The organism is Marivita cryptomonadis (genome assembly GCF_002115725.1).
GTDB lineage: Bacteria > Pseudomonadota > Alphaproteobacteria > Rhodobacterales > Rhodobacteraceae > Marivita > Marivita cryptomonadis.
The window spans coordinates 1-17,278 of sequence record NZ_JFKD01000016.1 but is presented as its reverse complement, the minus strand read 5'-3'; the positions used below and the strand labels follow the sequence as shown (position 1 = coordinate 17,278).

The 17,278-nt window shown below is 58.7% G+C and carries 14 protein-coding genes and 1 tRNA gene; 9 read left to right on the top strand and 6 right to left on the bottom strand.

Annotated features, from left to right (window positions below; translation table 11 throughout):
* Nucleotides 1–8 precede the first annotated feature (8 nt).
* Complete coding sequence (gene rplI / locus MCRY_RS16600) at nt 9–629, top strand: 50S ribosomal protein L9 (RefSeq protein WP_085631942.1); 621 nt, start codon at nt 9–11, stop codon at nt 627–629.
* Between the two features lie 127 nt (nt 630–756).
* Here the strand turns inward: rplI and MCRY_RS16595 are convergent, their stop codons facing one another.
* Nucleotides 757–3,057 (bottom strand): arginine/lysine/ornithine decarboxylase, encoded by a 2,301-nt coding sequence (locus MCRY_RS16595; protein ID WP_085631940.1) that lies wholly within the window; start codon nt 3,055–3,057, stop codon nt 757–759.
* A 360-nt stretch (nt 3,058–3,417) separates the two neighbouring features.
* Here MCRY_RS16595 and MCRY_RS16590 point away from each other — a divergent pair, with 360 nt between their 5' ends.
* Nucleotides 3,418–4,605, top strand: coding sequence for a mandelate racemase/muconate lactonizing enzyme family protein (locus MCRY_RS16590; RefSeq protein WP_238939613.1), 1,188 nt, complete (start codon nt 3,418–3,420; stop codon nt 4,603–4,605).
* Between the two features lie 111 nt (nt 4,606–4,716).
* Nucleotides 4,717–6,672 carry a bifunctional 2',3'-cyclic-nucleotide 2'-phosphodiesterase/3'-nucleotidase gene (locus MCRY_RS16585; protein WP_085631936.1) on the top strand — a complete coding sequence of 652 codons (1,956 nt, stop codon included), beginning with the start codon at nt 4,717–4,719 and terminating at the stop codon, nt 6,670–6,672.
* Between the two features lie 157 nt (nt 6,673–6,829).
* On the opposite strand, the gene tig is transcribed toward MCRY_RS16585, so the two are convergent.
* The gene (tig, locus tag MCRY_RS16580; protein WP_085632087.1) at nt 6,830–8,161 is read right to left on the bottom strand and encodes a trigger factor; all 1,332 of its coding nucleotides are present in this window, start codon (nt 8,159–8,161) and stop codon (nt 6,830–6,832) included.
* A gap of 292 nt (nt 8,162–8,453) precedes the next feature.
* On the opposite strand from tig, the gene MCRY_RS16575 reads away from it, so the two are divergent.
* Nucleotides 8,454–9,551, top strand: coding sequence for a hypothetical protein (locus MCRY_RS16575; protein WP_138487984.1), 1,098 nt, complete (start codon nt 8,454–8,456; stop codon nt 9,549–9,551).
* A gap of 58 nt (nt 9,552–9,609) precedes the next feature.
* On the opposite strand, the gene MCRY_RS16570 is transcribed toward MCRY_RS16575, so the two are convergent.
* From MCRY_RS16570 to MCRY_RS16560, 3 genes are all read right to left on the bottom strand, one after another.
* A complete protein-coding gene (locus MCRY_RS16570) occupies nt 9,610–10,602 on the bottom strand; it encodes a methyltransferase domain-containing protein (RefSeq protein ID WP_238939614.1) in 993 nt (330 codons plus the stop codon).
* A 146-nt stretch (nt 10,603–10,748) separates the two neighbouring features.
* Nucleotides 10,749–10,832, bottom strand: a tRNA-Leu gene (locus MCRY_RS16565).
* 92 nt (nt 10,833–10,924) lie between these two features.
* Entirely contained in the window at nt 10,925–12,565 is a 1,641-nt protein-coding gene (locus tag MCRY_RS16560; protein WP_085631930.1) for an NAD(P)H-hydrate dehydratase, read from the bottom strand.
* 169 nt (nt 12,566–12,734) lie between these two features.
* Between MCRY_RS16560 and MCRY_RS16555 the strand changes: the two genes are divergently transcribed.
* The 5 genes from MCRY_RS16555 (at nt 12,735) to MCRY_RS16535 (ending at nt 17,095) form a co-directional block, all read left to right on the top strand.
* Nucleotides 12,735–13,073 carry a P-II family nitrogen regulator gene (locus MCRY_RS16555; protein WP_085631929.1) on the top strand — a complete coding sequence of 113 codons (339 nt, stop codon included), beginning with the start codon at nt 12,735–12,737 and terminating at the stop codon, nt 13,071–13,073.
* Nucleotides 13,074–13,128: 55 nt separating this feature from the next.
* Complete coding sequence (glnA, locus tag MCRY_RS16550; protein WP_085631927.1) at nt 13,129–14,535, top strand: type I glutamate--ammonia ligase; 1,407 nt, start codon at nt 13,129–13,131, stop codon at nt 14,533–14,535.
* 203 nt (nt 14,536–14,738) lie between these two features.
* Nucleotides 14,739–15,251: a hypothetical protein gene (locus tag MCRY_RS16545; protein ID WP_085631925.1), complete on the top strand. Its 513-nt coding sequence runs from the start codon at nt 14,739–14,741 to the stop codon at nt 15,249–15,251.
* A gap of 157 nt (nt 15,252–15,408) precedes the next feature.
* Entirely contained in the window at nt 15,409–16,170 is a 762-nt protein-coding gene (locus MCRY_RS16540) for a hypothetical protein (protein WP_085631923.1), read from the top strand.
* A gap of 109 nt (nt 16,171–16,279) precedes the next feature.
* Nucleotides 16,280–17,095 (top strand): lytic murein transglycosylase, encoded by an 816-nt coding sequence (locus MCRY_RS16535; RefSeq protein ID WP_085631921.1) that lies wholly within the window; start codon nt 16,280–16,282, stop codon nt 17,093–17,095.
* On the opposite strand, the gene MCRY_RS16530 is transcribed toward MCRY_RS16535, so the two are convergent.
* Nucleotides 17,092–17,278, bottom strand: a 187-nt coding sequence (locus MCRY_RS16530; RefSeq protein ID WP_139834111.1) for a heme-dependent oxidative N-demethylase subunit alpha family protein, incomplete at its 5' end; no start/stop codon positions are given. The genes MCRY_RS16535 and MCRY_RS16530 overlap by 4 nt on opposite strands.

Below are 17,278 nucleotides of genomic sequence, written 5' to 3'. Positions count from 1 at the left end.
AGACTGACATGCAAGTTATCCTTCTGGAACGCGTGGCCAAGCTTGGCCAGATGGGCGACGTCGTTGACGTAAAGCCCGGTTTCGCGCGCAACTACCTGCTGCTGCAGGGCAAGGCGCTGACCGCCTCGAAAGAGAACATCGCGTCGTTCGAAACCCAGAAAGCCCAGCTCGAAGCACAGAACCTGGAAACCAAGAAAGAGGCCGAAGCAATGGCCGACCGTCTTGGCGGCCAGCAGTTCATCGTGATTCGTCAGGCGTCCGACGGTGGCAACCTTTACGGCTCCGTCACCACCCGCGACGCGGCGGATGTGGCGACCTCTGAAGGTTTCACGCTCGACCGCAAGCAGATCATCATCCGTCAGCCGATCAAGGTTCTTGGTCTGCACGAGGTCGAGGTGCACCTGCACCCCGAGGTGATGGTCACCATCAGCCTGAACGTCGCACGTTCGCCCGAAGAAGCCGACCTTCAGGCCTCCGGCAAGTCCATTCAGGAACTGGCCGCCGAGGAAGAAGCACAGGCAGAGTTCGAGATTTCGGAACTCTTCGACGATATCGGCGGTGCGGCATCCGATGACGACGATGTGGCACCCGCCACAGCGTCTGACGAAGAGACAAAGTCGGAAGACTGATCGTTTCTTTGATCAAGATTTCAAAGCCCCGCCTATTCGGCGGGGCTTTTTTATTGGGCGGTTCACGAAATCGGCTTTGAACGCATCCGGTCGAACGAAAGACCGGCCGCGCCCGACAGCAAGAAGGCTAAACCTCCTCGCTCTTGGCCACACAGTCGGCAAAATACTGAACCTGATTGTTCTCATCCACTTCCTGAACAAGCCCATGAATATCGATCTCGAACCCCGGGCATTCGCGCGCGAAGGTTCTGTTGAATTTCAGATATTCGACGATCTTCTTGTTGAAGACCTCCCCCGGGATCAAAAGCGGAATGCCTGGCGGGTAAGGCGTGACCAGACTTGTTGTTATGCGTCCCTCAAGTTCGTCGATAGGCACACGCTGAGTCGTACGGGCGGCAATGTGGGAAAACGCGTCAGTCGGCTTCATCGCAGGTACCAGATCGCTGAGGTACATATCCGTAGACAGAACGGCGACATCGGATTTGGCATAGAGCGAATGGACGTGCTGGCACATATCGCCCAGCCCCATCTTTTCGTATCGCGGCTGCTGGGCGCAGAATTTCGGCATGCAGCGCCACATCGGAACGTTCTTGTCATAATCGTCCTTGAACTGCTGCAACTCGGTCAAAAGCGAATTCCAACGTCCCTTGGTGATCCCGATCGTGAACATGATGAAGAAGCTGTAGAGACCGGTTTTCTCGACAACGACACCGTGCTCGGCCAGATATTTCGTCACGATGGAAGCCGGAATGCCGGAATAGTCAAACTTCCCATCCAAATTCATACCCGGCGTGATAACGGTGGCCTTGATCGGGTCCAGCATGTTGAAGCCGGGCGCCATGTCACCAAAGGCATGCCAGGATTCTTCGCCGTCAGACGGCTGAACGCCTTCGGCATTTGTCTTTTTCAGCACCCAGTTGTTCGGACTGTCGATGCCTTCTTCGTCCAGTTCTTCCGGCCCCCAAACCTGGAACCACCAATCGTTGCCGTATTCTTCATCCACCTTCCGCATGGCGCGACGGAAATCGAGCGACTCCAGCAGGCTTTCTTCGACCAAGGCACGCCCCCCCGGAGGCTCCATCATGGCAGCGGCCACATCGCAACTGGCGATGATGCTGTATTGCGGGCTGGTCGAGGTGTGCATCAGATACGCCTCGTTGAAGAGATGTCGGTCCAGTTTGGTATTCTTGCTGTCCTGCACAAGCACATGACTCGCTTGCGAAATGCCCGCCAGAAGCTTGTGGATGGACTGGGTCGAATAGGTCACCGACTGGCTTGGTCGCTCGCGATTTCGCCCCATGGCGTGGAAGGTGCCATAGAACGAATGGAACGCGGCGTGCGGCAACCACGCTTCGTCAAAATGCAGGTTCTCGACATAGCCGTCGAGCATGTCTTTGATCGTCTCGGTGTTGTACAAGACGCCGTCATAGGTTGATTGCGTCAGAGTAATGATCCGCGGTCTGACCGTGTCCGCATCCACATGCGACAGCAGCGGGTTGGAGCGGATTTTCTCTTTGATCGACTCGATCGCGAACTCGGACTTCGGAATGGGCCCGATGATGCCGTAGTGGTTGCGCGTCGGCTTCATGAAAACCGGGATCGCACCTGTCATGATGATGCTGTGCAGAATGGATTTGTGGCAGTTCCGGTCGACAACCACCACATCGCCCGGGGCGACAGTATGGTGCCAGACCATCTTGTTCGAAGTGCTTGTCCCGTTGGTCACGAAAAAGCAGTGGTCGGCGTTGAATATCCGTGCCGCATTACGCTCGGACGCGCCGATGGCGCCGTCGTGATCAAGCAATTGGCCAAGCTCCTCGACCGAATTGCACACATCCGCCCGCAGCATGTTTTCACCGTAGAACTGGTGGTACATCTGACCGATCGGGCTTTTCAGAAACGCCACACCGCCAGAATGCCCCGGGCAGTGCCATGAGTAAGATCCATCCTCAGCATAGTCGAGCAGCGCCTTGAAGAAGGGCGGCTGGATCGCTTCGAGATAGGCTTTGGCGTCACGGACGATGTGTCGGGCGACGAATTCCGGTGTGTCTTCGAAAGTGTGAATGAACCCGTGCAGCTCGCGCAAAATATCGTTGGGCAGATGGCGGCTCGTCTTGGTTTCGCCGTAGATGTAAATCGGGACTTCGTTGTTCTTCCAACGCACTTCTTCAATAAAGGACCGTAGGTTCAGTACCGCGGGATCAAGATCGGGACCGGGTGTAAATTCCTCGTCATCGATGGACAGGACAAAGGCACTTGCGCGGGATTGCTGCTGCGCAAACTGCGACAGGTCCCCGTAGCTGGTCGTGCCCAACACCTCGAAGCCTTCGCTCTCGATGGCTGCGGCGATAGCCCGGATGCCCAAGCCAGAGGAGTTGTCTGAACGGAAGTCCTCGTCAATGATGACGATGGGAAAGCGAAATTTCATAGAAGGCTCCAATAGGGAAGGTCAGGCTCAGTTTTCTTCCTGGCGATGCGCTTTTCGACACCCGTCCGAGTTAACGACCTTGAGGTCATGCCTGATGCGATATGACGTTTATCAAGGTCCAAGCGCAAGTTGCTTTCGGCAATTCTGCGCCAGCGCCCCTTTGGTTTACGCCCTTGATCGCAACCCGAACTTCACAAGGGGTGCGCGGCTGAACGCACGTCGATCATGGTCGGATAGGCGGGCTGGTTTCCGCACGCAACCAAGTCATCATGCCCGTCGCATGATAACCAAAATTGCCTTGCCTGCAACGCATCGCCCGGAACAGTCCGGCCTCTGACATTTTGATTTGCGAAACTCCCCATGCTCGTACTTGCCTTTGCCACTGCATCCTGCTGTGCTGCGCCAATGCCAATCACTCTGTCCCGCATCACCGTCGCTGCCTATCGCGTTCCAATCTCGTCGCCGGTGGCGACGTCCTTTGGCGTGATGCACAACCGCCCCGCCGTGTTCGTGCGTCTCGAGGACGGTGACGGTGCGTTTGGCTGGGGTGAGGTCTTTGCCAACTGGCCCGCCGCAGGGGCCGAACACCGCGCGCGCCTTTTGGTCGAAGACATGGGCGATTTGCTATTGGGCCAACCCTTTGATGACGCGTCGGAGCTTTTCACCCAGCTCACCGAAAAGACCCACATCCGGGCCCTGCAATGTGGCGAATGGGGGCCGTTCCGCCAAGTGATCGCAGGGCTGGATACCGCAATGACCGATCTTGTCGCGCGGCGCGCAGGCCTGTCTGTGGCGCAATATCTGAACCCTCAGGCGGAACACACCGTCCCGTGCTACGCCAGTGGCATCGCCATCGGTCAAGCCGACCATCAGATCACCCAAGGCCAAGAGGCCGGCTTCTCCACCTACAAGGTCAAGGTCGGCTTTGACCTGACCCAAGACACCGCGCTTCTGACCGGGCTTTTCTCGACCCTCGGCGCCGGAGAAACCCTGTGCGCGGATGCCAATCAAGCGTGGGCGCTTCCCGAGGCAGAACGCTTTGTCGCTGCCTGCACCGACCTACCACTCGGCTGGCTTGAGGAACCCCTGCCTGCCGACGCTTCCCTGACCCATTGGCGTGCGCTGGCAGATCAAAGCCCGATCCCCTTGGCAGGAGGCGAAAACATCACCGGCACTGGTGGTTTTGCCGATGCCATCGCCACAGGCGTCTTTGGCGTGCTACAGCCTGACATTGCAAAATGGGGCGGGTTCAGTGGCTGTTGGCCAGTGGCCCAAGCAATCCGCGCGGCAGGTCAACGCTATTGTCCACATTATCTTGGCGGCGGCATCGGCTTGATTGCCTCGGCGCATCTGCTTGCTGCAGCCGGTGGCGACGGGTTGCTCGAAGTGGACGTGAACCCGAACCCGCTGCGCGACGCATTCGACACATGGCAGGGTGCCACGCATCGCGGCACGCTCACCCTCTCAGACGCCCCGGGCCTCGGCATCACCCACCTGCCCGACGAGATCGCAGAATTCGTCACCTATTCGAGAGACCTGCACATCTGACGCACACCACACCCCCGGCGACTTCATGCCGCTGCCATGAAACCGCTACCCGGTTGAGAACTTTTCGGCCTAACCTGCCCCAGAACCAATTTAGATCAGGGGGACACGATCATGGCTCTTCACCTCAACCGCCGTGGATTTCTGGCCAGCACTGCGGGCTTTCTGGCGCTGCACCCGTTCTCGGTGCGCGCCATGTCCAATCAGGCGCATCTGCGCATCATGGAAACCACCGACCTGCATGTACATGTGCACCCGTATGATTATTACGGCGACCGCCCGACCGACACGGTGGGCCTGAGCCGCGTTGCCACTATTGTTCAGAACATCCGGTCCGAGGCCACGAATTCACTGCTGCTCGACAATGGCGACTTTCTGCAGGGCAATCCGATGGGCGACTACATCGCCTATGAGCGCGGGATGAAAGAGGGTGACATGCACCCGATCATCACCGCGATGAACGTGCTGGGTTTTGACGGCTCCACATTGGGCAATCACGAATTCAACTACGGTCTGGATTTCCTGATGAAGGCGCTGGCCGGTGCCGACTTCCCCGTCGTGTCGGCCAACGTGGTCAAGACCGCCGGCGCCACCCCGCGCGACGACACCACGCTGGTGCCGCCTTACGTGATCCTCGACCGTGAAATCACCGACGGCGGAGGAAACACCCACCCGATCCGGATCGGCCTCATCGGCTTTGTGCCACCGCAGATCATGACATGGGATCGCCGCCACCTAGAAGGCAACGTGACCGCTCGCGACATCCTAGAAGCCGCCCGCGCCTATGTGCCACAAATCCGCGAGCAAGGCGCGGACATCGTCATTGCGCTGTCCCATTCCGGCATCGGCGCTCCCGAGGCTGCGGAGATGATGGAAAACGCCTCCATTCCGCTGGCAGGGATCGACGGCATCGACGTCATCCTGACGGGACATTCGCATCTCGTCTTCCCCTCCTCCACCTATGAAAATCTGCCGGGCCTTGATTCGGCCAAAGGCACGATCATGGGCAAGCCCGGCGTCATGGCAGGCTTCTGGGGCAGCCATATGGGGCTGGTCGATCTGATGCTCGAACGCGATGGCACCAGCTGGCGCGTGCTCAACCACCAGTCCGAGGCGCGGCCCATCTCTCAGCGCAATGAAGACCGTTCGGTCACTGCACTGGTCAAGGATTACCAGCCGGTGATTGAGGCCACGATGACAGATCACGAGGAAACGCTCGCCTATATCCGCCGCGCCGTGGGTAAAACCGCTGCCCCTCTGCACAGCTATTTCGCGCTGGTGGCGGATGATCCTTCGGTCCAGATCGTGTCCAACGCCCAGACTTGGTACATTGCACAGATGATGCAGGGCACGCCGCATGAAGGCCTGCCGATCCTATCCGCCGCTGCCCCGTTCAAGGCAGGCGGTCGCGGTGGGCCGGAATACTATACCGACGTGCCGGTCGGGGATGTGGCAATCAAGAACGTGTCCGATCTCTACCTCTACCCCAATACCGTACGCGCAGTGCGGGTGACCGGCGCGCAGGTCAAGGACTGGCTGGAACGCTCGGCGGGCATGTTCAATCAGGTCGAACCGGGGTCAACGGACGCGCCGCTGCTGAACCCCAACTTCCCCAGCTACAATTTCGACGTGATCGACGGGGTCAACTACCAGATCGACCTAAGCCAGCCGTCGAAATTCGACCGCGACGGCGCGGTCATCAACCCGGACGCCAACCGCATCGTGAATCTGACCTATGACGGGACACCTATCGACCCAGAAGCCGAGTTCATCATCGCCACCAACAATTACCGCGCAGGCGGCGGTGGCAGCTTCCCCGGCACCGGCGACACCATCGTGTTCGAAGGCCCCGACACCAACCGGGATGTAATCGTGCGCTACATCGTGGAACAGGGCACCATCGACCCCAAGGCCGATTTCAACTGGCGCTTCGCCCCGATGGAGGGCACCAGCGTGATGTTTGAAACTGGCCCTGCCGGTGCGAAATACGCCAATACCCTAGACGGAATGACGCTTGAAGAGGCCGGCACAAACGCCGATGGGTTTGCCCTCTTCCGCATGAGCCTCTGAAGCGCCAAGGCTTCTATGCTTCACAAATCCCTCGGAGGAGTCCGCCAATGGCGGACGGGGGCAGCGCCCCCACCCCCGTCGGAGCGGCGCATCCGATCCTCAAACAGAAAAGGCCGCCCGATGGGGCGGCCTTTGCAATAAAAAACCTCGAAAGGTCTTATTCGTCGTCAAGCGCCTCGACGGCCTTTTCCAGATCGTCCTTGGAGACCTCTTTCTCGGTCACGGTCGCCTGCTCGGCCACGTGATCGACAACCTTGTCTTCAAAGATCGGCGCGCGCAGCTGCTGCTGCATCTGCTGGTTCTGGCGCACGAAGTCGAAGAACGCACGTTCCTGACCCGGGTACTGGCGCGCCTGGTTCATGATCGCCTGCGTCATCTCCGCGTCGGTCACGGTGACCTCGGCTTTCTGACCCAGCTCTGCCAGCAAGAGGCCCAGCTTCACGCGGCGCTCTGCCAGCTTGTTGTGCTCGGCTGTCGGTTCGACCTCGGGGTGGTCGTGGCCCTGCACGTCCGGGTTCTCTTCGTGCCACAGCTGATGTGCGATCTGCTTGGCTTCGGCTTCGACCAGCGACGGCGGCAGATCGACCGACACTTTCTCGTCAAGTTGGTCAAGCAAGGCGCGCTTCATGACCTGACGTGCCGCACCGGCATATTCGACTTCCAGACGCTCCGAGATTTGTGCCTTCAAAGCAGCCAAGTCTTCTGCGCCGAACTTCGTGGCCAGTTCGTCGTTGATCTCGGCGGCAACCGGCTCTTTGACAGCTTTCACGGTGCATTCAAACACCGCGTCTTTGCCGGCAAGGTTTTCAGCGCCGTATTCCTCGGGGAATTTGACTTCGACGTTCTTCTCTTCGCCGACCTTCACGCCGACCAGCTGTTCTTCGAAACCGGGGATGAAGGAACCGGAGCCAAGCACGAGCGGGTAATCTTCGGCAGCACCACCGTCGAACGCTTCACCGTCGACCTTACCAAGGAAGTCGATCACAATCTGATCCCCATCCTTGGCCTTGGAGCCTTTCTTGCGGTCCTTGAAGTCCTGCGCGGTCTCGGCAAGGTTCTTGAGCGCCTCGTCAACTTCAGCATCGCCTGCCTTGACGACCAGCTTTTCCAGCGTCAGTGCCGACAGATCGACCTCGGGCATCTCGGGCAGTTTTTCGTAGGACATGTCGACTTGAATGTCGTCGCCCTCTTTCCAGTCGTCATTGGTCATCTTGACCTCGGGCTGGAGCGCCGGGCGGTCGCCGCTGTCTTCGAAATGCTTGGCCATCGCGCCGTCGATGGTTTCCTGCATGGCTTCGCCCAGAAGGCGCTGGCCGAACTGCTTTTTCAAAAGCGGCATCGGCACCTTGCCTTTGCGGAAGCCCTTCATTTCGATTTCGGGCTGCGCTTCTTTGAGCTTTTCATTGACCTTTGCGTCCAACTCGCCCGCCGAAACGGTGATCGAGTAGCTGCGCTTGAGGCCTTCATTGAGGGTTTCGGTGACCTGCATGTCGTCCTTATCCATTGCATAGGGGCCGCGGAGGCGTCCGCGGCGGTCAAAATCCATCGCCTCTTAGAGGCGCGCTTGGTGCGGTGCAAGTGGGAAATGCGCCTCTGGTGGCTGCCGCCAAACCTACATCGCAATGACAGGAGCCTTGCCCGAACAAGCAACCCGCCGTAAGGTTGCTGGCGTTGTTTCAAGGATTTTTTTGGCAGGCCATATTTTTCGCCACAGGCCGAATGACTGAGAGAGTGTCGCGTGGCTCCGTGACTTGCCGGCCCCAATTGGAAAGGCTGTAAGCATGTCCAGAATGCCTGCTGGAACCTACGATTACTCCAAACCCTTGCAAGGTCAGATGATTGCGCCGACCCTGTGCACCCATGCGCCCGATGCCGACCGCGTGATGCGGCGCCAAGATCAACGGGCCTTTGCCTACACGGCGTGGTGGTTTCATGTGTTCATCTTGGTGCGGCGGTCCAATCCTGCGTCGATTCGCTATATCGGGCAGACGGGCTTCATTCCCAAAGGCCCGGATACCAAGGCAAAGACCGCGCAGAACAATGTGCATATCAAGGAAACCGGCTGGGTGTCGAACGTCGCCGGGTTGGTCTGCAACCCCCATGCGCCCGGCATGTCATCCGCATATGCCACCCCGAAGAAACACGCGTCAGCCCTTAAGGAATGGACAAAATTCGAAGCGTCGGGTCGGCATTGCGATGATCTTACCTGGAGCGACGAAAAAACGCCGTCGCGCTTCTACCTCCCCATGGGTCAGCCGTTCTTCACCGACACCCGCCCCGGAACCAAACGGTTTGGGGCACTCATGAAGGATACTGGCCGAGGCGTTCTGCACGCCTCTTACATTCACGGCGATTATGATCTTTTTGCCGTTGTCCCGGCGGACAATCCGGGGACGAATATCGTTGTTTCGGAACAGCATGCCAGCAGTCCTTGGTCGCACCTGCACCGCGCTGGCAAATCCCCGGCCGCCACCCATGATGCCGACAAGACCGACGCCCAAAAAACGCAGGAAATTCCGAATTTTCGCGGTCAGAAATTCATCGACGTCCAAAACATGCTCAACAGTCGCATGGGCGTGAACATGGTCCTGCATGGCAGTCAGGAAAAAGCGGTGAACTCCTTTGACGAAGATGTCGACGTTTTCATGCCCAACGGCATGGACAGCTTTTCCCTGCTGACAGAGGCAGACCTCAGGTCATTTTATGACACGGTTCTTCGGGGAAGAAAGTTGCACAACTTCATGGCTGGCGACGCAGCGGAACCGCGTCATGGGCATTTCGAATCATGGCAAAAGGTCGGCGCCGAAAACGGGCCGGGCCTGATCCATATCAATCCGCGCGACATTGTCGGTGCCAATTTCGTGCAAATCGCGAGGTAACACCTCGGGCGTGCAGATTGGATGTGAAAGCCAGGAGCCCTGCCCGGAACCAACGTGCCTAATCCGCGTCCACGACATCGAACTGCGCCTCACCGTCGTCAAGACGTCGGCCGGTCACGGTCGCAGACTGCGCGACGATGCAAAGACCTGTCACATCGTCTCCGCGATCCTTGCGCAACACCACATCGCGATTCTCGATTGTCGCAAATCCAGCGGTTAGCAACAGGTCGCTGACATAGGCGCGCCCATGGGCAAAACGCTGTGTCTTGCGCAGCGTAACATCGCGACCGTGGGCCTGCTCCACGGTGAAAACAAGAATGCCACCAGGGGCGAGGCTGGCCGCGCACCAGCCGATGATGCGTTCGAGCGCGCCAAGGTAGTTGAACACATCGGATGCAACGATGAGGCCAAAGGGTTCGTCGGGAATCGGCATCGCCTGAATGTCAGCCTTGTCGAGCCTGTCGTAGACCGCCTTTGCAAACGCTTCGTCAAGCATGGCCTGTGACAGATCCACACCCGTCAGGTGACGGCAGTAGGGCCGCAGTACCGGCCCGATCAGGCCGGTCCCACAGCCCAAATCAAGCGCCCGGTCCACCACAGGTTCGGTGCGCTGCGCCAGCGCGTCGGCAATGATCTGGGGCCCTTGATAATCGAGATGGTCTAGCAAAGACGTCTCAAAACGAGGCGCGTATTGATCGAACAGCATTTCTACAAAGGCCGGAGGCATGGTGTCGCTCAAGGGCTGTTCGCGCAACAGGTCGCGGCGCAGCACCGCACCGAACGGGTCGTCCGGCTGCTCTTGGATCGCCCGGCCCCACGCCTGCGCCGCGCCATCAAGATCGCCTACCCGTTCAAGGTATTCACCAAGACGGAACCATCCCGCTCCCCATGTCGGCACAAGTTCCAACGCTCCCTGCAAGACATCCACCGCCGCATCGAGATCCCCCAGATGCGCCCATGTCTCGGCAAATTCGGCACGCCTGTCGGCATGCAGGTCACCGGACGCAAACAGCTTACCCACCATGATCGTCTGTCCAAAAGGCCCGCTCATTTGCCTGCTCGAACAGGCCACGCGACGGGCGACACGCGACACCGGATGATCAGTGTCAGAGCGCGCGTTAGCGCCGAGGGGGTTGGTCTGTCAACGGAGATTGCGTGACGATGCCAATCTTCACAGAGGCCATCAGATCAGAAATGTGGTGCGGGTGAAGGGACTCGAACCCCCACGCCAAAGGCGCCAGAACCTAAATCTGGTGCGTCTACCAATTCCGCCACACCCGCACTGCGCTGCTGAGTAGCAAAGCTCTCGGGTTGATGCGAGCAGAATTTTCGTACGAAAATTCTGATGACTGAGAAACTTCGTACGAAGTTTCTTAGCGCGCCAGTGTTGCAAAGACCTTGGGCAACATTTCGGGAAGGTCTTCGGCGATCAAACCGGGGCCGAATTGACGTGCAGCTTCGCAGTGCAACCAAACTGCCGCTTCGGTGACGCAATAGAGATCCGGCGCGGTCTCGGGTGCGGCCAAACCGGCAATCAACCCTGCCAGCACATCCCCTGCCCCAGCGGTCGCCAGCCACGGTACGGCACGCTCACCACTGGCGCTGTGCACGCTGGCGCCGCCACCGGGTCGTGCAATCACTGTGTCCTCACCTTTGAGCAAAACGATACAGCCCGCCTGGTCGGCCGCTTGGCGCACCACGTCGATCTTGGACAGGTTCGCACGTTCCGACTGCGCCAAATCGGGAAAGAGACGCGCAAACTCGCCTTCATGCGGGGTCAGAACAGTCCGCGCGTGGGTTTGCGCGAACAGCGCGTCAGGGTCATTTTCGAACGACGTGAGCGCATCTGCATCCAGCACAACCGCTGGATCGCGCCATCCACGATCCCCCGGGCGATGCGCAAGTGCCACAGAAACGAGGTCACGGGTCGCGGACCCGACGCCAAGCCCAGGGCCAAGGCAAAGCGCAGACACTCGATCATCCAAGATTTGGCGGAAGGTCTCTGCAGTCGCGCAAGCGCGCAGCATGATGGCGTCCAGATGTGAGGCATTTTCCTGCAGCGCCTCTGGCGGGCAGAGCATGGTGACCAGCCCTGCCCCGCTGCGCAATGCCGTGCGTGCCGCCATGCGCGCCGCGCCGCCGCGGCCCGGACCACCGGCGCAGACCATCGCGTGACCGTAATCGTATTTATGCCCCTGCCCCCGCAGCTTGGCGATCATTGCACCCGGCCAGATGCGCAGCGGTAGCGATCCATGTGCAAATTCCGGTGCAACGAGCCGCGCACGGTCTGCGTCTGGCGGGGTGCCGATCATCGCGCGCTCTGACGCATCCGGCCCAGTCAGACCGATATCCACCACCTGCACCTCACCACAGAGTGTTGGACCAAGTCCCAGCCTGTGACCGGCTTTGAGACTGTGGAACGCGACAGTCAAATCAGCGGAAGTGACCCTTGGCACCGCATCGCTTTCAGATGCCGGAACCATCCCGGTGTCGAGGTTCAGACCCGACGGACAATCGGCCGCCAAGCGCTTAATCCCATGGCCACGCGTCCAGTTGCTCATCATGCCCACCTCAAGAGCGGTTGCCAGATCGCTGGGTAAGGGGCGTGTCAGTCCAGTCCCGAACACTGCGTCAACAAACAGATCCGGCCGATCACAATCGCACAGCGCGGCCAGGTCAAAAGCTCTGACTGCGCCTCTTTTGGCCCAAAGATCATGATTAACGCGTGCATCCGGTGGCAGTTTCGCTGCAACGCCATAAAGGAATAGGTCTACATTCCAACCACGGTCGACCAACCGTCGCGCAATGACAAAACCGTCGCCACCGTTATTTCCCGGTCCACACAGCACCAGTGCACGATGACTGCCTTGCGCGAATTCCGGCCATTTCCCTATAGCAGCCGCGACAGCGCCACGCCCGGCGCGCTCCATCAACTGCAGCCCTGTGACAGTGCCCGACTCGATTTCGGCTTGCTCAATGGCGCGCATCTGGGCGGAGGTGAGCAATTCGGCCACGTCTGATCTTCCCTATGATTCAACTTTGCACGTTTTTTGTGCAACTTGCATATTTTATGAGCGACAGATTTCAATCCCTGCGCCCGATGCCCTAACATTTATCCTAGCTGATTGTGGCTCTCAAACAGAAGTGGTCTGACGACCGCAATGCAGGAGCGAGGGACCCGCCATGAAAAAGATTGAAGCCATCATCAAACCCTTCAAACTCGACGAGGTGAAGGAAGCCCTTCAAGACGCCGGCATTCAAGGCCTGAGCGTTGTGGAAGTCAAAGGCTTCGGCCGCCAGAAAGGCCATACGGAACTGTACCGTGGTGCAGAATACGTCGTCGACTTCCTGCCCAAGGTAAAAATCGAGGTCGTTCTGGATGACGACCAAGTCGATGGCGCAATTGCTGCCATTGTTGATGCCGCAAAGACCGACAAGATCGGCGACGGCAAAATTTTCGTATCGCCTGTCGAGCAGGCCATCCGAATTCGAACAGGTGAATCCGGGTCGGACGCAATCTGATCCTGCACCAAGACTATACGAACAACGACCCAAACTCAGTGAAAGGGAAGAGAGAATGAGCACTGAAGCGCTTCTCAAGATGATCAAGGACGAAGATGTCGCGTATGTAGACATCCGGTTTACCGACCCGCGCGGTAAGCTCCAGCACGTAACAGTGATGTCCGACCAAGTGGACGAAGACTTCCTCGACGAAGGCTTTATGTTCGACGGGTCGTCCATCGCAGGCTGGAAGTCCATCGAAGCCTCCGACATGAAACTGATGCCCGACACTGAGAGCGCGTATATCGACCCGTTCTATGCTGAAAAGACCGTGTGTGTGCATTGCTCCGTTGTCGAGCCCGACACAGGCGAAGCCTATAACCGCGATCCGCGCGGCACTGCAGCCAAAGCGGAAGCGTACCTGAAGTCTTCGGGCGTCGGCGACGTCGCCTATTTTGGCCCGGAAGCTGAATTCTTCCTGTTCGACGATGTGCGTTACTCGGTTGCACCCAACAAGGTTTCCTACGAGGTCGATGCCGATCACGCAGCTTGGAACACCGACAGCGAATTCGAGATGGGCAACCTTGGTCACCGCCCGACCTACAAAGGTGGCTACTTCCCGGTGAACCCGATGGACGACGGTCAAGACATCCGTTCCGAGATGCTGACCACCATGAAGCGCATCGGCATGAAAGTCGACAAGCACCACCACGAAGTGGCGACCAGCCAGCACGAACTTGGCCTGATCTTCAGCTCGCTGGTCAAGCAGGCCGACGAGCTTCAGAAGTTCAAATACATCATCCACAACGTGGCCCAGTCCTATGGCCGTTCGGCAACCTTCATGCCGAAGCCGCTTAAAGGCGACAACGGTTCAGGCATGCATGTCAACATGTCGATCTGGAAAGACGGCAAGCCGATTTTCGCAGGCGACAAGTATGCCGATTTGAGCCAGGAAGCCCTGTACTTCATCGGTGGCATCCTGACCCACGCCAAGGCGCTCAACGCGTTCACCAACCCGTCGACCAACAGCTACAAGCGTCTGGTCCCGGGCTACGAGGCCCCCGTTCTGCGCGCCTATTCCGCACGCAACCGCTCGGGCTGCGTTCGTATTCCGTGGACCGAAAGCCCGAAGGCAAAGCGCGTCGAGGCCCGTTTCCCCGATCCCACCGCAAACCCCTATCTGTGCTTTGCGGCGCTGCTGATGGCCGGCCTTGACGGCATCACCAACAAGATCGATCCGGGCGAAGCCATGGACAAGAACCTGTATGACCTGCCCGCAGAAGAGCTGGCCGGCATCCCGACTGTCTGCGGCAGCCTGCGCGAAGCAATCACAGAGCTTCAGGCAGATCACGAGTTCCTTCTGGCCGGTGACGTTTTCACCAAAGACCAGATCGACGGCTACATCGACCTGAAGATGGAAGAGATCGAGTCCTACGAAATGACACCGCACCCGGTGGAATTCGCAATGTACTACAGCAGCTGATCTTTCCGATCAGACTGGATTTCTGGAAAAGGCGTCCTTCGGGGCGCCTTTTTCTTGCCCGGCGGCATCGAAAATTCTTGAAGGTGATTGCCCAACAATGGCCCATCTTCGGTCGCAGACTGACCCAAACCGGATGTGAGTATGTTATCTGTTTCGACCTTTGGGCCGGATCAATTTGATGAACTTGCGTAAGGATTGCCCCGATGAGTAGCGATTTTCAGGACCGGATAGCGCGGCTCAATGCCAAGAACGGCGCGCAACCATCCCAAACGCCCCCGCCTCCTCCGCCAAGTGGCGGCAGTGGCAACGGCCCCCAAGGCCCAAGAGACAAGGGTCCAAAGGGGTCGCTGATAAAATACATTCTTTTTGGAATTCTTATTCTTGTCGTGATGCCGATTGGTGCCGCGATGGGCACGATCTATTTTGCCCAGAACGAAGACCGCGTTGCCAGTACCTCCACCGCATTGCAGGACACGGCAACTGGCTTTTCTATGCTGAAGACCATGTATATCGACGGCAATGACGACCCCGAAATCCGCGAAGCACGCAAATCGATTCACACGATGGGCCTGCGCCTGACCACGGGAAACGTGACGAAGGAAGAGGCAGAATACTACAGCACCCTCGAGGGGCAAATGGAGTTGGCCGACCAAGCCAAGACCGCTTACAACTTTGACAAGCTGCAAGAGACGGCCAAGCAACATTACGGCAAGTAGACTTCCAGTGCGCAGCCGCCCCTGCCAAACAAACCCTCAGAAAAACCCGAAACCGGCCAAATTTCCAATTTGAGCCAGATTCACTGCGCATTTCGAACACAATCTCCGCCTTAAGTGTGACCGTGGGAGACTTCTACGGAACCTGAAAGGTACTGGGATGACAACGGATGTTACAGTGATCAGCATGGTCACAAACAAAACGCGCGACGCGATCTGCCAATCCGTCGTGCCAGCCATTCACGCTGCCTTGCAAAATCAGCGCATAGATTTCCAACGGCAGCCGGTCACGCGCGATTATATCGACTGGGTCGTCAACGACATGGACACCCTGACGCTGGCCATCGACGAGGTCGGCAATAGCAGCGTGATCATGTTGGCAAGCCGCGGAACCGAAGCGCGCGCCGCTGCCGCACGTTTGGCCAATGTCGCAGCAGAGCTGTGCCGTGACTTCGACGCGCACACCGTATTCTGGAACGGAAGCACAACCCCTGTTGCCGTTGCCGATTTCCTTGCCGCCGGTGACACCATTGCCGATGACGGCTTTGCCAAGGCCCGCATCGTACCGCGCAAGGTTTCTGCCAATGCACGCATGCGGTCCACGCGGAGACGCAAGGCCACGCAGATGGACAACTGGATGATGACCGCTGTTCGCGCACAGATGAACGGTGTGACACTGGAAGAGATCGAACGCATGGAACTGGAAGAGCGACGGGCGAAATCGGCACAGATGCGCCTGTCCGCTTGGGCGATTTCCTTTACCACAGCATTGATCGCAGCGCCGCTGGCCATACCGTTGATCGTTCACAACCTCGTGCGCGGTGAAGACGTCCGATCTGGTGCGATGGCGCTGGGTGTGGCCGGTCTCTATGCGGTTTTGGCCCAGACAGGTATGGCTCCGAGCCTGCCCCAAATCCTCTGATCTTACACCAGTTTCACGCGGCCCGAGAGATCTGGCCGCGCGTTCACGCTTGCTCAGAACGCCGCATTTGTTAACGTCTCCACAAACTAAATGTGTTGGAGTGTCGTTGATGCGTCGTTTTCTTGTTGCTGCCTGCCTGTCGCTTTGCGCAGCTCTTCCTGCCTATTCGGCTGAATGTATTACCAGCAAAGGCGCGTTTGCGCAGTACAAGCAAACGCTTGCTGGTCAGGCGGCAGCGGCCGGTGTCGGCCAACGTGGGTTGACGGCGTTGCAGAACGCCCGGCTATCGGACATCACATGGCGCTTTGAATCCAACCCCGGCAACCAGACCGGCACGTTGCAGGGTGATCCCGCCAAGTTTCTGGCCAAGCGATCGGGTAGCACCGCACAGAGCTTCATCAATCAGACCAGCGCCAAAATCGCGCGCAATCCGAACACGTTTGGGTCGATCGAACGCAACTACGGCGTTCCCGCATCGATCCTAGCCACCATCTGGGGGCTGGAAACCAGCTGGGGCGGCTATCTGGGTGGCACTTCCGTTGTTGACGGAGCGGTCACACTCTCCTCCTATTGCCGTCGTCACCCACGGTTCGAGCCGCACGCGATTGCCGCGCTGGACATGGTGGACAGCGGTATCCTGTCACCGAGCACCAAGGGTGGCCCGTCGGGTGAGTTGGGGCACATGCAATTTCTCGCCGGGAACTGGCTGAAATACCGTGTCGACGGCAACGGCGACGGCCGAGCCGATCCATACAACGCCGACGATGCGCTGGCCACAGCCGCCAACATGCTACGTCGCAACGGCTGGCAACCTGGTCAACCCTTCGGCGAAGGCACGCCGAATTTCAATGTCTTGTCGGTCTGGAACGATAGCGGCAACTACCTGCGCGCCATCGTCTATTCCGCGCAGCGCGCAGGCAGCTAAGCCGTCTTTGTTGCGCCCGGAACGTCGTTTCGGGCCAGCACGAAGGTATGGATCGTGAACAGCACGGCATCACTGTCGGGCAATCTCCAAAGGACCTGACGTTCGGTGCGCAGGTAGGGCGTCTTGCCGGCCTCGGTCAGCGGGCGCGGCTCGGACACGGCGCGCGGCTGATAGAGGCTCCCC